The organism is Acinetobacter sp. CE-15, assembly GCF_051059255.1.
Lineage (GTDB): Bacteria > Pseudomonadota > Gammaproteobacteria > Pseudomonadales > Moraxellaceae > Acinetobacter > Acinetobacter guillouiae.
Window position 1 is genome coordinate 2360528 of record NZ_CP192737.1, and the last position, 20745, is coordinate 2381272.

At 33.5% G+C, this 20745-nt stretch carries 16 protein-coding genes; 11 read left to right on the top strand and 5 right to left on the bottom strand.

Annotated elements, in window-relative coordinates:
- Positions 1 to 150: 150 nt before the first annotated feature.
- On the top strand, positions 151 to 621 hold the full coding sequence (locus ACQ7EO_RS10910; RefSeq protein ID WP_004720411.1) for an Lrp/AsnC family transcriptional regulator: 471 nt from the start codon (positions 151 to 153) through the stop codon (positions 619 to 621).
- Between the two features lie 195 nt (positions 622 to 816).
- Here the strand turns inward: ACQ7EO_RS10910 and ACQ7EO_RS10915 are convergent, their stop codons facing one another.
- The 3 genes from ACQ7EO_RS10915 to ACQ7EO_RS10925 form a co-directional block, all read right to left on the bottom strand.
- Positions 817 to 3477 (bottom strand): LuxR C-terminal-related transcriptional regulator, encoded by a 2661-nt coding sequence (locus ACQ7EO_RS10915; protein WP_434277260.1) that lies wholly within the window; start codon positions 3475 to 3477, stop codon positions 817 to 819.
- Positions 3478 to 3565: 88 nt separating this feature from the next.
- Entirely contained in the window at positions 3566 to 3727 is a 162-nt protein-coding gene (locus ACQ7EO_RS10920) for a rubredoxin (protein WP_434277261.1), read from the bottom strand.
- 1 nt (position 3728) lies between these two features.
- Positions 3729 to 4634: a fatty acid desaturase gene (locus tag ACQ7EO_RS10925; protein WP_434277263.1), complete on the bottom strand. Its 906-nt coding sequence runs from the start codon at positions 4632 to 4634 to the stop codon at positions 3729 to 3731.
- A 322-nt stretch (positions 4635 to 4956) separates the two neighbouring features.
- Here ACQ7EO_RS10925 and ACQ7EO_RS10930 point away from each other — a divergent pair, with 322 nt between their 5' ends.
- A complete protein-coding gene (locus tag ACQ7EO_RS10930; protein ID WP_434277265.1) occupies positions 4957 to 5394 on the top strand; it encodes a DUF2147 domain-containing protein in 438 nt (145 codons plus the stop codon).
- Between the two features lie 56 nt (positions 5395 to 5450).
- Here the strand turns inward: ACQ7EO_RS10930 and ACQ7EO_RS10935 are convergent, their stop codons facing one another.
- Entirely contained in the window at positions 5451 to 6626 is a 1176-nt protein-coding gene (locus tag ACQ7EO_RS10935; RefSeq protein WP_434277266.1) for a hypothetical protein, read from the bottom strand.
- Between the two features lie 282 nt (positions 6627 to 6908).
- On the opposite strand from ACQ7EO_RS10935, the gene ACQ7EO_RS10940 reads away from it, so the two are divergent.
- The 9 genes from ACQ7EO_RS10940 to metC all read left to right on the top strand — a co-directional run bounded on the left by ACQ7EO_RS10940 (position 6909) and on the right by metC (position 20302).
- Positions 6909 to 8351 carry an aldehyde dehydrogenase family protein gene (locus ACQ7EO_RS10940; protein ID WP_434277268.1) on the top strand — a complete coding sequence of 481 codons (1443 nt, stop codon included), beginning with the start codon at positions 6909 to 6911 and terminating at the stop codon, positions 8349 to 8351.
- 28 nt (positions 8352 to 8379) lie between these two features.
- Positions 8380 to 9486: an NAD(P)-dependent alcohol dehydrogenase gene (locus ACQ7EO_RS10945; RefSeq protein ID WP_434277270.1), complete on the top strand. Its 1107-nt coding sequence runs from the start codon at positions 8380 to 8382 to the stop codon at positions 9484 to 9486.
- Positions 9487 to 9513: 27 nt separating this feature from the next.
- Entirely contained in the window at positions 9514 to 11064 is a 1551-nt protein-coding gene (locus ACQ7EO_RS10950) for an AMP-binding protein (RefSeq protein ID WP_434277271.1), read from the top strand.
- Positions 11065 to 11093: 29 nt separating this feature from the next.
- Positions 11094 to 12308: an NAD(P)/FAD-dependent oxidoreductase gene (locus ACQ7EO_RS10955; protein ID WP_434277273.1), complete on the top strand. Its 1215-nt coding sequence runs from the start codon at positions 11094 to 11096 to the stop codon at positions 12306 to 12308.
- 124 nt (positions 12309 to 12432) lie between these two features.
- Complete coding sequence (locus ACQ7EO_RS10960) at positions 12433 to 15027, top strand: LuxR C-terminal-related transcriptional regulator (protein WP_434277275.1); 2595 nt, start codon at positions 12433 to 12435, stop codon at positions 15025 to 15027.
- 153 nt (positions 15028 to 15180) lie between these two features.
- The gene (locus ACQ7EO_RS10965; RefSeq protein WP_434277276.1) at positions 15181 to 16272 is read left to right on the top strand and encodes an OmpW/AlkL family protein; all 1092 of its coding nucleotides are present in this window, start codon (positions 15181 to 15183) and stop codon (positions 16270 to 16272) included.
- Positions 16273 to 16437: 165 nt separating this feature from the next.
- Positions 16438 to 17658 (top strand): acyl-CoA dehydrogenase family protein, encoded by a 1221-nt coding sequence (locus tag ACQ7EO_RS10970; protein ID WP_434277277.1) that lies wholly within the window; start codon positions 16438 to 16440, stop codon positions 17656 to 17658.
- 293 nt (positions 17659 to 17951) lie between these two features.
- Complete coding sequence (locus tag ACQ7EO_RS10975) at positions 17952 to 18737, top strand: enoyl-CoA hydratase/isomerase family protein (protein ID WP_434277278.1); 786 nt, start codon at positions 17952 to 17954, stop codon at positions 18735 to 18737.
- A gap of 395 nt (positions 18738 to 19132) precedes the next feature.
- On the top strand, positions 19133 to 20302 hold the full coding sequence (gene metC, locus ACQ7EO_RS10980; RefSeq protein ID WP_434277280.1) for a cystathionine beta-lyase: 1170 nt from the start codon (positions 19133 to 19135) through the stop codon (positions 20300 to 20302).
- Positions 20303 to 20381: 79 nt separating this feature from the next.
- On the opposite strand, the gene ACQ7EO_RS10985 is transcribed toward metC, so the two are convergent.
- Entirely contained in the window at positions 20382 to 20696 is a 315-nt protein-coding gene (locus ACQ7EO_RS10985; RefSeq protein ID WP_434277281.1) for a hypothetical protein, read from the bottom strand.
- Between the last annotated feature and the right edge of the window lie 49 nt (positions 20697 to 20745).

The window sequence follows — 20745 nt, forward strand, 5'->3', positions numbered from 1 at the left end:
TTATCTGAACTACTCTTAATTTGAATGAGAGTTTCAAGTAATCAGCACTAAGAATTAAAAATCTATTTATCTTGTCAAAAATAGAATATCATTCCAATCATAGATAAATCAGTGACTCATTTTTTTAATTTCTTATATAAAGTGAACTGCATGAAATTACAGCTAGATAAATACGATCGAGGCATTTTGGAACTATTACAAAAAGATTGTACCTGGGCGATTGGCGATATCGCAGATCGTATTGGATTAAGTAATACAGCATGTTGGCGACGCATTCATAAAATGGAAGAAGAAGGCATCATTCGCGCTAAAGTTGCTTTATTAGATCGTAAAAAACTAAATATCAATGTGATTGTCATGGTTTTTATTAAAACAGCACAACATAATGCAGAATGGATTGAAAAATTTCACAATCATATCCATACAATCGATGAAGTTATAGAAGTGTACCGAATGGCTGGAGAGACTGATTATTTGTTAAAAGTCGCTGTACCCGATGTGCTTGAGTATGACAAAGTGTATAAAAAAATAATTCAAATTTCTGGTCTTACTGATGTGAGCTCCAGTTTTGCGATGGAGCAAATTAAGTATACAACTGAATTACCTTTAAATTTTCTTTGACCATTGATATTTTTCATGAAAATTGAAGAAATCTCTTGATTGAGGCAATTAGAAAATATGTGGGTGGGTATTCCAAGCTTCTATCCAAGTTATAACTTAAATGTAAGGAACAGCAAGAAATTTAAACTTTTAAATATTCAACAGCAAAATCATACGCCGTTAATGCTTTAACAAGGGAAAAATACCAATTGATCACTATAACCAGCCATTTTTCCTCGCTATGGCAACAGCTTCTGTACGAGAGTGTGCATCCAGTTTAGAGTGTATACGTCTAAGATGGGCCTTAACCGTTGTTACTGCTAAAAAAATTTTATCTGCAATTTCTTGATTACGTAGTCCTTCAGCGGCATGACTTAAAATTTCTAATTCTCGTTTGCTTAAAGCTTCATAAAATACATTTTTTCTATTTGGAGGTGTTTCTTTGATTGTAGAATAATCGACTAGCGAAATTAAAATTTCCAAAATTTTACGAGTATTTGAATCTAGATGAAATGATTCCCTATAATTTTCATAAAAAGCATAAATCAATTTATGCATAATAGGACCTTCATCTAAAAAGCTTCTAAGGTACTTTTCATTACCAATATCTAACAATATGCTTCTAAAACAATCAAATGCTTGTTTCTGATTATTTTCGCTAAAATAAAGAGTAGAAAGTATCATTTTTAATTTAATTGCACGTCTTTCATGAAGTAAATTTTTTGTATGTTTAATTAAATCTTGAATTTTTCGCTCATGCTTTTTCCCGTCACTGTGACTTATATCAATTCGCCATATAAGCATTTGAGGGGTATCAAGATACTGAGCTGGCATATAAAAATTATCTAGCGTATGCCAAATATCCCAAGCAATGATTTCATTCAAAATGTTCCGCGCAAGATAATAATCTTTATTCAGCCAATGTATTCGCGCTTGTTCAAGGAGAGCACTGGCCTTAACACGCATAAAGTTAAAATCTGCTCCAATATATTCTAGTTCTTTAAGACAACATAGTGCTGCTGTTTTGTCATGATGTAATGAATATTCAATTTTAGCGGATAGTGTATAGGCAGATATTAATGAATCTATATGACCATTTTGACGTGCGTAGGCAAGACAATTTTTGACTAAACTTAATGATTCTTCTAATTGATTTCTTTCATATAAAATTTCAGCTAAAGGAACTCCAATCATTGCTTGACCACCAGCTACATCATTTTGATGATCTCGCCAACTCCAATTATAATTTGTATACAATCGAATATAAGCCTGATTTAAATGCCCGTGTTGTAACTCTATACATGCTTCATTGTACTCATAAATAGTTTGTATAAAAGCATTTCTATTATATCGAGAATTATTAATAATTTTATGAGTTATTTTTCGAGCATAATCAATTTTGTTATTTGCGATTAAATAATGGCAATAAATTAAAATAAAAAAATGATTCAACAAGTTATCATATGTATTTTGATCTTTATAAATTATTTTACAGATAGCAAAACTTTCCTCGATATGATCAGTCATTGTGAGCCATATGCAATCTAATATTTTAGTTTCAATATAAGATAGCAATTTTTGCTTTTTCATTTTATCGATCACATATTTAGCTTCAGCATAACGATGATTTAAAATTAAAGCCAATGTATATGCTGTTTGTAAGTGTTGCAAATTCTCAAAAATATGGGTTGGTATTTGATCCAAACAGCGTAATAAAAACCGTATTCTACCTTTTTCTAGCAATGTTTGGCTATGTAGAGTCAAAATCTCGATGCACTTGCCAAACGCTTTTGCTAATAAATAGTGTTCAATCGCTTCAATCGGTTGGTTTAAATAAAGTAGACGCTCTGCAGCACGTAAATGCAGTGATTTAAATTTTATAGGGTATAAACTTTGAAACTGATTCCGTAAATAACTTAAAAATAAACCATGGAAACGATATTTTTCATGTTGCTGATCCATAGGAATAAGAAAAAGGTTTTTTTGCTCTAATTGTTTAAGTAAATAAGCACTATTATTTATTTTGAGCAACCAATCACAATCGGCCACAGAAAATTGCGAGTAGACACTACAATTCAATAAAAAATCCTGAAGATTATTGGGTAATTGATTTAAAATTTCTTCGCTTAAAAAATGATTCAGTTCACTATGATGAATTGAAAACTTCTGAATCTGTGTATGTAGAGAATGTCTCGAAGTTAACGTTAAACCGAATTGCTGAATAGCAATAATCCAACCTTCTGTTTTTTTGAGTAATAAATTAATTTCATTTGGATGAAGCTGAAATCCATAATTGTTTAGGACCAGCTTATTTATCTCATCTGCACTAAAACTGAGTGCTTCTTGAGTAATTTCTAGTATTTGACAATGAATACGTAATGAGGCAATTTTTAAAGGCAATAACTGGCGGGAGCTGATGATAATTTGGCTATGTAAGGGTAAATAATCGATGATCTGCTGTAAAAAATTGAGCGTTGATACATCATAAATATGTTCTGCTTCATCCAAAAAAATTGAAAAAGGTTCTGAATACTGAGTAATATTTTCAAGAAAATTACTATTAAAAGCTTGATTAGTCGTTTTAAACCAAATATATGATAAATGTTGAATAAAATGATTGCAGTCATTGTCTGCATTATCAAGCGTCATCCAAATGACTTTACGATATTTCTTTTGATGAATATAAATTTGGCTTAAAAATGCTGTTTTACCAAATCCAGCAGGTGCCATCACAGAAATCAATTTAACCTTGGTATTTTTGTTTAAATGATTAAATAAGTGAGTTCGTTTAATCTGTGGTTTTATTGATATTGGTGGAATGAGCTTTGTCATCAAAATATTGTTATTTAAGCTTGTATTTGAAAAAAGATTGTCCATTTTCTCACTCCTTGAAAAAATAAATCTTTAGAACACTTACAATGAGGCAAAGATCAGTCATTACAGATTGATTGCCTCGAAATGAGTTTTAAAATATTTCCTCAAAATCTTCTTTAGTTGCACCACAATCTGGACACATCCAATCATCTGAAAATTGATCCAGAGATGTTCCTGGTGCTATCCCGTCTTCAGGAATTCCAACTTTTTCGTCATAAATAAATGAACAAAATCGACATTGCCATTTTTTCATCTTATGTACTCACATCATTTGTCGTTTTTGACTGGTCATTTTTTACTGGCGCAAGACCAAAAGTTTTTATGATCAACGGGTCATTTGCTATATGATGGCCATGTTTTAATTCCCACAATTTCAACATGCGGTAGAAGGGTGCAGTAGGATAAAGATGATGCATTAAGTGATAATTTTGGTACGCAAGTAGTGGCGTAAGTAACCATTCAGCACCTGGGCGCACATTAGTTGCCCGATACTCATTTTCTTTGGCTGTACTTTGAAATGGTTCATGTGGCAAGAATACAAATGCAGTAACAAATAAGAATGAACTAATTCTTGTTGGTAAAATCCATAGCATAAGCGCTTCAAGACCATATCCAAAATAAATTAGAGCTGCTAATACAGCAATGATTGAAGAGAAATGAATGACCAAGTGAGGTAGTAAACGTTTACGCATTGCCTGACTAGCACGTAAAAAGAAATATTTTGAATAATAATAGTCAAAATTGCTCCAACGTAATGGAAAAAAAATATCCATCTTGTGTCCAAAATAATCTGGGTCATTTTCTTTTTCATTGGTACAGCGATGATGCTGCATATGGATAAAACGTGCTAGATTAAATGGCGCGATCGGACCAAAGAAAATCATACCAATATGACCTGGAATTTCATTGATCCATTTTATTTGCGAAAATGCTCCATGAGATGCATCATGTATTGGGCTAAATAAAAAATAGATTGTAAATCCATTAATGATCATACCTACCCATAGTGGAATCATCCCAAGGATTACACAGTAATCAACAATTGCCAGAATGGCTAGGCAGATAATAAACAAGAATAAAGTTGGTAAAGCAATTAAAGGGGCTTTAGTTAACTCACGTAATGCGTGATCGAATGGCTTAGACTTACTGATCGTTCTCATTGTCATTTCCTTGGTTTTCACCCTGATGCAATTTGGTATCTTCATCAAGATGACAAAAAAATGGAGAAAATAAACCTGAGAAAAAGGTTGGTTTTTGTCATTACGTTTTTTTGATTCGTTATTTCTACTTGGCTAATGGCTAAAACTTAAGGCAGGTAAAACTATAAATTAGTTCTTTGTGATGAATAAATCAGAGCCACCTTTTGTTAGCTTGCCTTTTGTTTGTTTTTAATCCAGTTATTAAAAAACAATAAATTTTCTGAAACTCATATGAGTTTAGCTTCTGGCTTGGAAATAAGGCCATAAATAAAAGGATACGTTTATGAATAAAATTTTAATTTTCGTAGCAAGTGCTTTTCTAGCTTCTGCTTCTTGGGCAAATGATTCGATTCAAGGCACAAAGTGGAAGACCATTGATGATAAAACTGGCAAACCCAAATTTCTTATAGAAATTAAAAAAGTAAAAGACAATATCTATAATGGCAGTATTGTAGATGTCTTCGATGTAGAGAACAAATTGACTTGTAAAAGTTGTAACGGTAGGTTAATGGGAAAACGCCTACAGGGTACAACCGTAATTAATAGTTTAAAATTAGTAGAAAGTGGAAAATTTAAAGATGGAAAAATTTTAGATCCTGATTCTGGTCGTATTTATAGCTTGGAAGGAGAATTAGTTGAAAACGGGAAAAAACTTAAGCTTCGAGGCTATTTAGGAATTTCAGCATTGGGTAGAAGTCAAACTTGGTTAAGGGTTAATTAAATATAAATTCTCCCATACCGATTCTGGGTGTTGCAAATTTAGTTCAATACCTAGAATTAAACTTTCTCAATAATCGTAATTTGAATACAATCTTTTTTGTCATATTGAATTTGCATGCCATATCTTGCCTGAGTAGTTATTAATGCATGGCATAGCGTCGTCATCATACGTGTACTTATAGATCCACATGATTCACCAAGGGCTAGTGTCCCACCATGAATATTTAATCTATCTGGGTCAGCCCCAAGAACACTCAACCAAGCGAGTGGAAGAGGGGTAAAAACCTCATTCATTTCATAGAGATCAATTTGATTAATGGTCAATCCTGTTTTTTCTAATGCATTTTGTGTGGCAAAAAATATATTTGCATCGATGTCATTGTGGTTGGACTGCAAGCTATTCATATACAAAATTCGAGCAATTGGCGGTGTTTTCAATAATTTTAGACCTCGATCATTAACAATGATTAATCCTGATGCACCATATGCATTGGAACTGATATGTTTAGATGTCATCGGGATATCAGGTAAAATAGTCGGAGATTTAGTAAAAAAAGACCAAGACATATATTCAATTATAGATTCATCTTGAATACGCATATGGGGTGCATAGGAATTTTTAAAGTTGTGTAGCATTGGAATGATTTCAGCTTCGAATTTATTTTCTTGCCAAGCATTGAGTGCCTTAAAGTGACTATTAAAGCTATAATAATCAAGCAAATCTCGATTTAAGCGATATTTTTTTAATAACTCCATAGCATAGCTTAGTTGCTTTACTGAAAGCATATGCGCATTTTGATCTAAAGCGGTATCCTTTAAAAAAAATGTAGATTTATTTGCATGGCTGGGTACCCACGTCTGCTGATCACAACTGAGATGATTTTCGACTCCTGATGCAATAACAATATCGTGTGTTTCAGATATTACAATCTGTGCTGCATAGTGTAACGTTTGCTGTGCAGTATTATGTTGATATTCAAGCCTATTTACCAGTTGCTGCGGGGAGAGTATTGAGTGTGCTAAGGCGTCATTTATAATTTTTTTGATATTTGAATTTGGATGATTTACGAAACCGATTAAAACACGCTCAATAAATTTAGGATCACATTTAGTTTTTATAATTAATGAATTAAAAACAAAAGATAATAATTCACTTGGTATAAATGACGAAATTATTCCATTACTTAAGCCGTTAACTGTACGCGTTGCAGCAATAATATAGGCTTGTCCCATCTTAATTCCTTGATTGCCAAAGTGGTCGAATATAAAAATTGTATAAACATTTTTTTTAAATACATCGATCATATGGACTAATTATAATAATTAAGGTGGCTTCAATTTTAATTAAAATTTTAAAAACAGATACTTATAACCTATTCAAAGCTCTTCATTTTAGATTAGTCCTTTTTGACGATGTGCATATTTTTTTAATCATTCATAGTAAAAAAATAAGAAAAATTAGCACTTTCATTGAGGTTTTAATGTGAGGCGAATTTATTTAAAAGGAATACGAGAATGAATGCTGAAACTTTGCACTTTTCCGAGTCTGAGAAAAATGCTCCAAATGATGAATTAATACGTGTCTTTAGATTACAACAACCTGCTGCTTTAAGATTACGTAATTCAACTGTTGGTCAAAGAATTGCGAAATTAAAAAAATTGCGTAAAAGCATAGAAAATAATAAAGCCGAAATTATTGTTGCTGGTGCTGCTGATTTTAATAAACCAGCCATGGAGCTAGAGATTACTGAAATTTTATCGGTAATCATGGAACTTAAGCATACTTGTAAGCATTTAAAAGCATGGCTCAAACCCAAAAAAATTAAAACAACAATGATGATGTTCGGTACATCATCACAAGTACGTTACGAGCCTAGAGGCCGCTGTCTAATTATATCTCCTTGGAACTATCCACTGACATTGACTTTAGGACCTCTCATTCCAGCAATTGCTTCTGGAAATACTGTCATGATTAAGACTTCTGAATTAACTCCAAATTTATCTAAAATCATGGTGAAAATAATTCGTGAAGCATTTGATGAAAGCGAAGTTGCTATTTTTGAAGGAGATGCTTCTGTTGCTACAAATTTATTAAATTTACCTTTTGATCATATTTTCTTTACTGGATCACCTGCTATTGGAAAAGTGGTGATGGCTGCAGCGGCTAAAAATTTAACCAGTGTGACTTTAGAACTCGGGGGTAAGTCGCCCACCATTATTGATGAAACAGCTGATTTGGATATGGCAGTGAAAACGCTTGCTTGGGGGAAATTTTTGAATTGCGGTCAAACCTGTGTAGCTCCAGACCATTTATATATTGCTGAAAATATTAAAGATAAATTCATTTCCAAGTTTAATCAACATATTTCAAATATATATGGTGAAGGTGAAAATGTAAAAAATGCTCAGCTGGCACGTATTGTAAATGAGCGCCACGCAGCCCGTATTACACATTTACTCGAGGATGCCAAAGAAAAAGGCGCACAAGTACTCTATGGGGGGATCGTTATACAAGAAGAATGTTTTATTTCCCCTACATTACTTACAAATATTCCAGCTGATGCTGCAATCATGCAAGAAGAAATTTTTGGACCAATATTACCCATTATTTCATTTAAAAATATTCAAGAAGTCTTAGATAAAATTAATGCTGCTCCAAAGCCATTAGCACTGTACATCTGGAGTAAAGATAAAGTACGTATTGAGCATGTGATCCAGAACACGAGTGCTGGAGGAACTTGCATAAATCATACGATGGTGCATTTTCTTCAAAATAATTTGCCTTTTGGTGGCGTAAATAACTCTGGAATTGGCAACTACCACGCTGAGTGGGGGATTAAAGCTTTTTCACATGAACGTGCAATTTTAACAACGAACATGCTTTTGACTCACATATTCTACCCACCATATACCAAAACAACACGATGGATTTTAGATTTCCTATTTAAGGTTATATGAAAAAAATCATAGAAAAAGGGATTGAATAATGAAAATTATTGCTGCTGTTTCATACGGTTTAAGTCAGCCATTTAGTATTCAACAACTGGATCTTACTGGACCAAGTGATGAAGACGTATTGGTTAAAATTGTTGCTGCTGGAATTTGTCATACAGATCTTGTTGCGCACGCAGGGGTTTTTCCTATTATTTTGCCTGCAGTGCTTGGTCATGAAGGGGCGGGAGTGGTAGAGAAAATTGGTAAAAAAGTATCCAAAGTTAAAGTTGGTGATCATGTCGCAATCAGTTTTTCCTCATGTGGTGAATGTAAGAGTTGTAAGAAAAATCAGCCAGCATATTGTTATTTCTTTGCGTCTTTAAATTTTGCAGGAACACGAAAAGATGGCCCAATCTTACATGATTCCAAACACAATCCTATTGGTGGCAGCTTTTTTGGACAATCATCTTTTGCAAGTCATGCCATAGCTCACCAACGTAATGTGGTTTCAGTACCTAAAAATATCCCATTAGAGCTAATTGGACCATTAGGATGCGGTATACAAACGGGTTTTGGTGCAATTACTCGCTCTTTAGCATGTGAACCTGACTCTTCAGTATTGATTATTGGTGGAGGTACAGTTGGTTTGACCGCAGTAATGGCTGCTGTAATTCAGAAATGTAAACATATTATTTTGATTGAACCTTATGAAGCTAGACGTCGCTTAGCCCTTGAGCTAGGTGCAACAGCTGTGATTAATCCTCACCAACAAGACATTGAAACTGAAGTCCATAAGATATTACCGGCTGGTGTGAATTATGCTTTAGACACTTCAGGCGTAAACATCGTTATGGAGCATGTTTTTAATGTTCTGGCTCCCAAAGCCGTCTATGGATTTGTAGGTGTACCGCAAAAATTTGAACAAAAACTACCCGGAACTATTATGCAAATGGTACCCGCTGGGATTTGCTTTAAAGGAATTATTGAAGGCGATAGTGATCCAGATCAGTCTATTCCTGAATTAATTCACTATTACGAAAAAGGACAATTACCCATTGATAAATTGATCAGAACTTATCCATTCGAGCAAATCAACGAAGCCATTAGAGCCAATCAGCTTGGGGATTGTATCAAGCCTGTTTTATTAATCAGTCAATAACTTAAATATTAATAAAAGGATAAAAGGATGAATGTTGAGAAGACAATCCGCTATGCAGGAATATATGCGACAAAAACTCCCGATAAAGCAGCGATTATTATAGCTGAAACTCAACAAGCTCTAAGTTATAAGGATTTACATGAATATGCATTAAAATTTGTGAATATTTATGATTCATTTGGCTTGTTATATGGTGATCATGTTGCTTTTTTGACAGAAAATCGAATTGAGTGCCCAGTTTTGCAATGCGGTGCACACTATGCAGGTCTGTATTACACCTTTATTAATACTCGCTTAAAACTCGCTGAAGTGCTTTATATCGTCGAAGACTGCGATGCAAAAATCATTATTTTAAGTGCTCAATATTGTACTCAAGAGTTGGTAGATGCGATTCAACGATTAGAAAAAAAACCAATCGTGTTCGTTTTAGATGATTCAAATGTTTCTGGCATTATCATTCTTGAGCCTCTTCTAGAAGCTGCATCTATACAAGTAAATCGAACACTACTTGAAGGGAATGAAATGTTATATTCGGCGGGGACGACTGGTCAACCGAAGGGTATTAAACCTGAATTAACTAGATTACCTGTTGGTACAACAGAAATTATTGCCAACCAAGTTGAAAAAGCTTTTGCCGTAACGGATCAGACGATCTATTTGTCACCAGCGCCATATTATCATGCGGCACCAGTTAAATGGTGCAGAGCGATATTAACGCTGGGGGGTACAGTAGTGATAATGGAAAAATTTGAAGCTGAAAAAGCATTAGAAACGATAGAAAAATATAAAATTACCCATAGTCAGTGGGTACCAACCATGTTTCATCGCATTTTGGATTTGCCACCTAGTATTCTTAATCAGTATGACTATTCAAGTTTGAAAGTTGCAATCCACGCAGCCGCTCCATGCTCCATTCCAACCAAGCAGAAAATGATTGAATGGTGGGGACCTATCATCTATGAGTATTACGGTAGTACTGAGCAAATTGGCATGACGATGTCAAATACTCAGGACTGGATTGATCATCCTGGTACTGTGGGCCGAGCAATTTATGGGGTTATCCATATTCTTGATGATGAAGGTGAAGAACTGTCAGCAGGCAAAATTGGAAATGTATATTTTTCTGACTCTGCAAAATTTTCATATCATAAAGATCCTGCAAAAACTCTAGATGCTTATAACATTAAGGGTTGGGCATGTGTAGGAGATATCGGTTATCTAGACGAAGATAAATTCTTATATTTGACTGATCGTAAAAGCAATATGATTATCTCTGCTGGAGTTAACATCTACCCTCAAGAAACTGAAAATGTCTTGATTCAACACAGTGAAGTTATGGATATTGCAGTGATTGGCATACCAAATTCATATTTTGGTGAATCTGTGCATGCGGTGGTGCAATTGTATCATCATCATCATGCAAGTGATGAGTTAATAAAAGAATTGGATCGTTTTTGCCGAAGCCATATTTCTTCCATCAAATGTCCACGCAGTTATGAATTTCGTCAGGATTTACCTCGAGAACCTAACGGAAAGTTGTTGAAGCGTTTATTACGTGATGAATATTATTTGAAATAATTAAACGATGTGAAGGGGGCTGCTGCTAGATGAGTCAGAAATGTATCATTGTTGGGATGGGGCATGCAGGCATCCATCTTGCTACATCATTAAGACAGTATGGGTGGCAAGGTGAAATATTGATGATTGGTAATGAGGATATATTACCTTATCATCGTCCACCACTTTCAAAGGCATTCCTAAAAAATCAATCAGATATAACTTTAATTTATCCAGAATCAAATTTTGAAAAATATCAGATTCAATTTCGATTATCTACATCAGTAGACTTTATTCAAATTCATAATAAAAGCATTGTATTGGATTCTGGTGAAGTAATAAATTATGACAAATTAGCGTTATGTACAGGTGGGAGAGCTCGAAAACTCAATATTCGCGGCTCTAAGTTAGAAGGTGTACATTATCTGAGAGATATTCGTGATGCTCAAAAACTACGAGAGCATCTTAAATATGTTAAAAAAGTCGTCATTATTGGTGCTGGATTTATCGGTTTAGAAATTGCAGCAGTACTCGTAGAACAGGGCATTGAAGTAACAGTTGCTGAAGCACATTCAAGAATTTTGTCAAGAAATCTTGATGAAGTTATGTCGAATTACTTTATTCAACTTCATGCTGAGCATGGTGTTGAAATAAAAACGAATATCGAGATTAAGGAAATCCAAGGGAAGTACCATGTAGAAAGTGTGTTATGCAGTGATGGCTCTAAATTCGATGCAGATGCTGTCATCATCGGCATCGGTGTGATACCGAATGTAGAATTAGCATTAACTGCAGAACTAGAAATTGAAAATGGAATTGTCGTAGATAAATTTGCCTGTACTTCCAACATAGATATCGTCGCAGCTGGTGATTGTACTTTCTTTCCTAGCGATCATTTACAACGATCAGTTCGATTGCAATGCTTAGCAAATGCAGTTGATCAAGCCAAGACGGCAGCAGCTACACTCAGTGGAAACTCAATCCCGCATAGTGCATTACCATGGTTTTGGTCTGAACAATATGACAACCGTTTACAAATAGCTGGTGTAATAGATCGCTATGATCAAGTCATTACTCGGCAGAGTTTGGCAAATGGTGGATTTTCAAGATTATACTTTGAAGGTAATCTGCTAAAAATGGCAGTCTGCGTAAATTCAGCAAAAGATTTTATTGCAGCAAAACAACTCATTGTACAAAAAACTGCGCTTGATTTAAACCTAGTTCAAACTGAGTCTGATTTAAAAAAATGTGTGCTTAAAAAATAATCACAATTTCATTGTCATTCAAAAAAAATATAACCTACAATAAAGATATCGGAAGAAATTATCATTATTAGAATAGCTATAGAGAATTTTTAAATAATGATAAATTATTTATGGAAGAAAGATAATGCTTTCAGCAAGCCAAGGAAGGCACAATAAGAATGAAAATATTTATATTCATTCCTGTTTTTATAAAGTTCGGCAATCTATAGAGAATATCCAGCTTAATTTCTTATTTGCACCAGGCGGTTATGGTAAAACATCAGTTTTGACCTACTGTTTCGAATATTTCAAGAAAATAAGTAATGGTATTTGCTGTATTTGGCTAGATGAGACAAATTTTGACCCAAAGCAAAAAGGTTCTTTGTTGGCGGCCTTAAGTCTTTTTTTTAATCATCAATTGGAACAAGATTCAACGATTGAAAAAATTTTACAAAGATATACTTCAGGTCAATGTTATATTTTTATTGATGATTACGAAAAAATAGAGTGTGCTTGCTTTAATAATGAAATTGATAATTTATTAGATAACAAAAAAGTTAATTGCCATGTGATCATTGCATCACGTATATTTCCAAAATTTAGAATATCTTATTTAGAGCTGAATCAGAAAATTAAAATAATTAATTCATCAAGTTTAAGCTTTAATAGTGTCGAAGTTTTCGAGTATTTAGATACCAATATTTCAGCTAGTCAACTTGAATTTGTGTTTAATAAAACACAAGGATGGCCATATGCCATATCTATTTGTAAGGATTTATTAAATAACCAAGAAAATGCACGAAAGTTATTTGAGCTTTCGGGTGAGGATTATGTATTTTCACAATTCTTTAAAGAACAGATTTTAGATAATTTAGATTCTGATATGCAAGAATTCCTGATTGGTTTGTCTACTCTTGAAACGGCGAATGCTGAACTTTGCAACTATGCATTAAAATTTACTGATAGTAAATCTAGATTAAAACAGTTGTATCATAGCGGAGCATTTATCGAAAATACAGATCGAAATAATCGAGAATTTAAAGTCCATCCACTCTTGCGTGAATTCATACTCAGTCAACAAATTGATAATAATTCAAAAAAAATACTTGTTCGAGCATCAATCTGGTCAATTAAAAACCAACATTATAAAAAATCTGCTTATTATGCAAAATTAAGTCAAGACCATCATATTCAAAATCTAGTTATTGACAAAACCAGTGAAATTTTAGTTAAGAACTTAGGTGAATTACCTACAGTGATTAACTGGGTCAAGGAGTTAAAAGATGAGAAATATTTTAATTGGAATAAAATAATTTACTGGCTGGCATGGTCGCTCGCATTTTCATATCAATGGGAGGAGTCAAAACAAAGAGTAAATGATCTCAGACTAGCTTTACAAAATGATCAGTATCTAAATGAACTGGATTTTCAATTTTATTCTGCTAAATTAGATTCGATTGAAATTGTCTTATTAACATTTCAGGATAAACGCCAAATAAGTTTAGAAAAATCAAAAATTTGGTTTAAAAAAAATAAAAACACCGATAATTTTGATAAGGCAGTTGTATCTTGTGCAAGTTACTTAAGTTACAGATTGAATGTTGAGTATGATTTGGCTCAAAAATCAATCAACTATGCACTACAAGTGATTAGAGATACAGGCAGTATATATGGTGAAATTTGGGTTAATCTACTTTACGGCTTATTTCTTCTTGATTGTGGTCTATATAATCGTGCACAAAAAGTTTTAGAAAGACAATTTTATAAAACAATTGAAGAAATAGGTGAAGATGCTTCTATTTTACCTACAATTTCACAATTATTATCAGCCATTTATTACGAAGTCAATCAAATTTCAAAAGCCCAAGAATATTTTGAAATTGGATATAGAAATATTAAAAATCATGGTTTAGTTGAAACAGCATTCGCTGGAATATCGACTTCTTATAAACTTCAAAAACGCTGGGCTGACACACAAAATTTAAGAGAGAACCTTCAAGGTATTATCTCAATTTATCCGAAACGGTTGCATATATTACTCCAGTACCAGCAAGTTGAATTGTATTTGCTTTCAAATAAAACTGAAAAAGACTTTAGTTGTTTAAATAACATAGATATTAGGGTGGAGGATAGTACTGATCAGTGCGCAGAAGTTAAAATTTATCATAAATATATCAATATATTAATGCAACTGAATGAAAATAACTTCAACTTAGTGTCTAAACTTCTCGATGAGTTTCTTTATGATAATCAATTGCAAAAAAACCAATTTTTATTCAGTAAAATTTTAATTTTAAAATCATTTATTGCCTTAAAATATGAAAACAATAACAAAGAAGCATTGGAACGGATTAAACATGCTTTATTTTTGGCTACTGAAAATGGATATTTTAGAGTATTTATTGATTTTGAAAAATTTTCTATAGCTTCACTTCAATTAATTAAGAGTTCAGCATCTACTTTAGATGAAAATTATAAAAATTTGATCAATGAATTAAGCAACCACCTTTGCTTAGATGTTGAAAGTGATCAGATTAAATTTAATAGAGCAGCTTTCTCAAAAAGAGAATTAGAATTACTGCGCATGTTAGAGTCAGGTTTAAAATATCAACAAATAGCAGATGAGCTTTTCATTTCACTTTCAACTGTAAAATGGCATATTAATAATATTTACATAAAATTAGGTGTAAAAAATAGAACAGGGGCATTAGTTATTGCTAGAAAATATGCATTAATTTAAAGAATAATCTCTCTTTTTTGAGCAACAACAAAAATATTAGCTTTACCTCATCATTAAAAATTTCTAATAAATTAGTTCTTTTTGACGATACAAATTAATTCAATTTTGTCGTCAAATATTCATTCAAAATATTAAAATCTATTGGATGGATCCATGAAATTAAAAAATTATATATATAGTTTAGCTATATGTGCTGTATCTGCACAAACTGTTTATGCCAGTTCCTATTTTAAACCAAGTGATAAAACAGATTTTAAACGCTATTCGATTTCTATCGGCTGGTTGTATGCAAAACCCTTAGGTGATGCAAACAATATAAATAATACGACCGCGATCTCAGCAGGCAGTACTTATAGAGTAGGTGATGTCTCAACCCAGAATATTCTGGGCGCAATTGATCAGTCAACAACTCAAGGGCAACAAGCACATACGGTAATTACCAGTATACAAGGCCTAGGCATAACAAGCCTTTCAGCCGATTTAAGTGGTAATGCTACTCTAAATCAACCTTCTAATTGGACTAGCCCTAATACAGGCTTGGAAGTTGAAAACATTAATACCATGGGTATCATGTTTAATTATTATTTAAATGATAATATTTCGTTAGAGCTTAAAGCAGGTATACCACCTAAGGTTAAGGCAAAAGGAATTGGTCAGGTATATGCTCCAGTTATTGGTCAGGTTAATTTACCACCCACATCAACAGCACTTATTGGTACAAATACTATTCCCATTTCACAACAACTCTATATAACGGATCTTACCCAGTCCAAATATGCAATCGATACTAGAGTTTGGATGCCCGCAATTGAAGCCCATTATCAGTTTGGTGTAAGCGGTATTAACAAATTCCGTCCATATGTTGGTGTTGGCATACTATATGCCTATTTAGAAAATGTAAAAATCAATTCAGGTATTGAAAATGACCTTATTCTTGCTGGTCATCGGGTGCAGAATATTCTAACCGGTAATGCGGGAGATAGCCTTGCTGGCATAAGTTCAGATGCCAAACCTATTATTAAAGTCAGCACTAGAAATGCTTTTGCGCCAATATTTAGTGTCGGATTTAATTATGACTTTAACTCGAATTGGTTTGCTGTAGCTTCATTATCTTATTCAAAAATGGATATTGACGCGAAAATTGATGTAAATAACCAAAATAACAATCAAAATCTGATTTCAGGAAAAGTTAAAATTGATGTTGATCCATTGATTAGTTACATGGGTATTGGCTATCGCTTTTAAAACAGCACTTATAGGTATTAAAGGAAAACTGTTCAATTATTACCTTTATCGGGTGCATGTAATCTATGAAAGGAAGTGTCAAAAGTAATCATTTTGGAGGTGTGCCATATGGCACTTTTTGTTTTATTTATATAATTTTTCTTAATGATAATATGGAATATTCATATGGATACGCTAATCAGAAATTCTGAAAAAATGTTTAATGATATTTTTTTGCCTGAAGAAACCAAAGAAATTCGGAATGAAGCTCGATATTTTGCAGAGAAGTATATTAAACCAAAAGCACATTTATTAAATAATACTGTAGAAAGTAAATCCAGTTTTCCAAGAGAAGTTTTTGATCTCATGGCCGAGCATGGTTTATACCAAATTCCTTTTGCACAAGATGTAGGTGGGCGTGGTTTAAAATATCCAGCTTTAGCAACGTTAACCGTTATGGAAGAACTTGCTTATTATTCAGCTGGCGCTACTTCTGCTTTATTTGATGGCCAAGCGCTACTGGTTGGCAATACTTTGGATAAAGCAAGTTCATATTTGCGAGAAAAGTATTTAAGTAAATTGGTAAAAGGTACGTTTGTTGGAGCATTCGCAACAAGCGAGCCATTAACAAGTACAGATTTAAGTGTTCGATCTATGCAGAGCTATGCTCAAAAAGTAGAAGGAGGCTGGATTGTTAATGCGCATAAGCGCTGGATTACCAACTCAGTAGTTGCAGAATATATTTTGGTGTTATGCGCTACAGATTACGGTTTGACCATGTTTTTCATTGATATGGACAATAAAAATATTCATGTTGGTGATCCAGATATAAAAATGGGCAATAAGGCACAGCTTACAGCAGACGTACACATCAACGATGTTTTTATTTTAGATAGCTATGTTGTTGGTGAAGTTGGAAAAGGACTCAATGTTGCTTTAGCTGCTTTGACTCTTGGAAGAATGGGTATTGGTGCGATAGGTGTAGGCATGGCTCAATCAGCGCTTGATTATGCTATTCATTACAGCAAAAACAGAAAGGTTTTTGGTCAAGAGTTAGCCCGTTTTCAACATTGGCAATATACTTTTTCTGATCATGCACTCAATATTGAAAATGCCAGAAATTTATATATTAAAGCTGCTTATCGTTATGATATTGAAGGTAACGCAGAAATTGAAGCAGCAATGTCTAAAATTGCAGGCAGTCAATTGGCAGTAGAGGTCTCCCGAGATGCAATTCAAATTTGTGGTGCATATGGCTTTGTCCAACAGCTTAAAGAAACAGGGGAATATTATCCACTGGAATCTATCTATAGAGATGCCAAAATTGGAGAAATCTATGAAGGAGCCAATGAAATTCAACGTTGGGTGATTGCACGAAATCTTTTTGGTAGAGCATTTTCCGGTTAATATTATTGAGTTTTCTCAAATATAGAACCAAGATTTTTGTCAATTTATACATTATTTATCCAACAATTTTAGCATAATAATTTCTTGCATTATTTTAGTGGTCTTCGTGTAAATACACTGTATATCAGCGTTGGATAGATAGACTTTTTAGTAATCGAAAAATAAAAAAGAATTGCTCAAGTAGTTCTTAAAACATTTTCACTTTTGACGACATGTATGATGATTGTATTCATATACGTTCTAAGCTGTTTATAACAGTGTTGAAAATTTAATATAAAAATAAGGATTTAATTATGTACAAATACGTTTTAGTCACAGTAGAAAACGCTATAGCGTATATCAAATTAAATCGGCCCAAAAACGGTAATGCCATCACGCTGAATCTTGCTAAAGAATTATTAAAAGCAGTTATTTATTGTGATCAAAATAAATTCATACGCTGTGTTGTTCTAACGGCAGAAGGTCGCTTTTTTTGCACAGGAGGTGATTTAGATGAATTTCAAGCTGCGGGTGAAAATATCTCAGAATTTTTAAGCGAACTCGCTGGAATTCTTCATCTCGCGATTTCTCGTTTGATTAGAATGAATAAACCACTTCTAGTTGCTGTAAATGGTACTGCTGCTGGCGCGGGTATGAGTTTATCACTCATTGGTGACATCGTTATAGCAAAAGATTCAGCTCAATTTTGTCCAGCATATACAGGTATAGGGCTTAGTCCTGATGCTGGACTCACGTGGTATTTACCCAAAATTGTAGATTTACGACGAGCTCAAGAAATTTTAATGACAAATAAAAAAATGAGTGCAAGTACGGCATTTGAATATGGATTATTAACAATGGTTTCTTCAGATGCAGACTTTGAGCAACGAGTAAAAGAAAATGCAACTTTGTTGGCAAATCAGCCTTTGCCTGCACTCAATAATATTCGCCAATTACTACTTTCTAGCCATCAAAATAGTTTGGAAACTCATTTAGAGCTAGAAGCACGAGCGATTGCAGCAGTTAGTTTCGATGTCACCGTTAAGGAGGGTATTGCTGCATTTTTAGAAAAAAGACCTCCAGATTTTAAAAAAGTTTAAAACGCTACAGATCTCTATATAAATGAATTTAGACCTTAATAGGTAAAGTTGCGATTTTAAGTATTGTCCAAACTTCATGGATGGTCTGACTAGTAACGAGCAATAAATAGTAGAAAAAGTAAATTGCCAATAAAAATCAGATCTACGAATCATATTTTTAAGCAAATGCCACTTAAAAAATTATTCGAGATAAAGCAATAAAGATATCAACCAGCCATATCATAAATATTTACCTTATTATCTCAATATGGAAATAAAATTCCTTTTACTTGCATAAATATGGATTGAAATTCTAATTTATTAGAAAAATAGTGATTTATTTAAAATAAAAATTCTATGCATTTTATCTATCATTGGTTGTAGAAATATTTGTTAGAAATCATGTTGGTGCTGCTATGAATCACTTTTGTACACAAGTCATAAATTTGGGAAGAACCCCTCAGCGTTTTGATGGTTTGGTGAATACACCTGTTTACCGAGGCTCAACCATCGTTGTCGATAGTTTTAAAGAATGGGAAGATCATAAGCAAAATGGCGGTGTTTATAAACATTATGGCCGTTTTGGTGCTGCTACAGCAAAGTCTTTTGAAAGTGCAATTAATGCATTAGAAGGTGGGGCAGGATGCATGGTTTTTCCATCTGGACTATCGGCTTGTACACATGCATTAATGGCATTTGTTGCTGCAGGTGATCATGTTCTGATTGCCGATAATATTTACGGGCCAACACGAAGTTTTGCAGACAGTATGCTGCCTAAACTGGGAATCCAAGTTGAATACTTTAACTCATGTGATTTAGATGAGTTAAAGAACAAAATTAATCAAAAAACCAGTGTGGTCTTTGTAGAGTCACCAGGTTCAATTACTTTTGAAATTAGCGATATTGCTGCAATCTCAGAAATAAGCCATGCTATGAATGCCAAGGTTTTAGTAGATAACTCTTGGGCAACGCCATTGTTTTTTCAACCTTTAAAACATGGTGCAGATGTTTCAATTCAGGCTGTCACAAAATATATTGGTGGGCATTCTGACATTCTCATGGGGACTGCAACAGCAAATGCAGCATCTATAGAGCAATTAAATAAAGTTGTACACTTTTTTGGTGAAACGACTAGTCCAGATGATATTTATCTAGCATCACGTGGATTGCGTAGTTTAGCCGTTCGCTTAAAACAACATGAAGAGAATGGCGTGATACTCGCTCATTATCTAAATGAACATCCAGCAATTGATGTGGTAAACCATCCAGCTTTAGCAATGAATCCATATCACAAACTATGGCAACAGAGCTTCTCTGGTTCTACAGGCTTATTTTCCTTTTACCTCAAACAAAACAATCCGCTCTTTGTTGAGGCTTTCTTTGATTCTTTAAAGCTTTTCCACATCGGCTTGTCATGGGGTGGATTTGAAAGTTTGATTTTGCCAGTTGGAACGCCTTATCGAACTCAAAGTCATTTGCCTAGTCGTGGATATTTGGTGCGTCTACATGCAGGACTTGAACATGTAGATGATTTAAAAGCGGATTTGAATGAGGCTTTGGCTATTGCTCAGCGTGCGATAGCTTAATTCTTGGAGTTTTACATTTTAATTCCCATTGCAATCGTTTTGTTAAAGCTGGATATCTACGGCTTGATTCTATCAACCATTAATTTAAGTGGCTGTTGAAGTCATTTTTTAATTCTTTTGTTGTTGGAATAGCAGGGTATTCAGCATTTAATCTACGCCCATTTCTATTGATATTCTTTTTTCTATTTGGGTTTATTCTTATAAAAACAACCTCATCTGGTTCATTTCTATGATTAATTTCACAAATCATAACTGTGCCAAATTTCTCAATAATTGTATGTTTTGGAAAGGTTCTTTTAACTAATTGCTTTAAATTTTGTTGATTGGATTTTTTACTTTTAACGATAAGAATTCCAAGAGCCACAATGATTAAAACAATAACTAGAATTTTCATTTATTTTCCATGAAAACAGGGTGATTTCTCACCTAAAATATACTCAAAT

Excerpts from the sequence above, each read along its gene's own strand:
- ACQ7EO_RS10970 (WP_434277277.1), top strand. The coding sequence starts at position 16,438 with ATGGATACGCTAATCAGAAATTCTGAAAAAATGTTTAATGATATTTTT.
- ACQ7EO_RS10975 (WP_434277278.1), top strand. The coding sequence starts at position 17,952 with ATGTACAAATACGTTTTAGTCACAGTAGAAAACGCTATAGCGTATATC.
- ACQ7EO_RS10955 (WP_434277273.1), top strand. The coding sequence starts at position 11,094 with ATGAGTCAGAAATGTATCATTGTTGGGATGGGGCATGCAGGCATCCAT.
- ACQ7EO_RS10960 (WP_434277275.1), top strand. The coding sequence starts at position 12,433 with ATGCTTTCAGCAAGCCAAGGAAGGCACAATAAGAATGAAAATATTTAT.
- ACQ7EO_RS10950 (WP_434277271.1), top strand. The coding sequence starts at position 9,514 with ATGAATGTTGAGAAGACAATCCGCTATGCAGGAATATATGCGACAAAA.
- ACQ7EO_RS10920 (WP_434277261.1), bottom strand. The coding sequence starts at position 3,727 with ATGAAAAAATGGCAATGTCGATTTTGTTCATTTATTTATGACGAAAAA.
- ACQ7EO_RS10940 (WP_434277268.1), top strand. The coding sequence starts at position 6,909 with ATGAATGCTGAAACTTTGCACTTTTCCGAGTCTGAGAAAAATGCTCCA.
- ACQ7EO_RS10945 (WP_434277270.1), top strand. The coding sequence starts at position 8,380 with ATGAAAATTATTGCTGCTGTTTCATACGGTTTAAGTCAGCCATTTAGT.
- ACQ7EO_RS10930 (WP_434277265.1), top strand. The coding sequence starts at position 4,957 with ATGAATAAAATTTTAATTTTCGTAGCAAGTGCTTTTCTAGCTTCTGCT.
- metC (WP_434277280.1), top strand. The coding sequence starts at position 19,133 with ATGAATCACTTTTGTACACAAGTCATAAATTTGGGAAGAACCCCTCAG.
- ACQ7EO_RS10965 (WP_434277276.1), top strand. The coding sequence starts at position 15,181 with ATGAAATTAAAAAATTATATATATAGTTTAGCTATATGTGCTGTATCT.
- ACQ7EO_RS10935 (WP_434277266.1), bottom strand. The coding sequence starts at position 6,626 with ATGGGACAAGCCTATATTATTGCTGCAACGCGTACAGTTAACGGCTTA.
- ACQ7EO_RS10915 (WP_434277260.1), bottom strand. The coding sequence starts at position 3,477 with ATGGACAATCTTTTTTCAAATACAAGCTTAAATAACAATATTTTGATG.
- ACQ7EO_RS10925 (WP_434277263.1), bottom strand. The coding sequence starts at position 4,634 with ATGAGAACGATCAGTAAGTCTAAGCCATTCGATCACGCATTACGTGAG.
- ACQ7EO_RS10985 (WP_434277281.1), bottom strand. The coding sequence starts at position 20,696 with ATGAAAATTCTAGTTATTGTTTTAATCATTGTGGCTCTTGGAATTCTT.
- ACQ7EO_RS10910 (WP_004720411.1), top strand. The coding sequence starts at position 151 with ATGAAATTACAGCTAGATAAATACGATCGAGGCATTTTGGAACTATTA.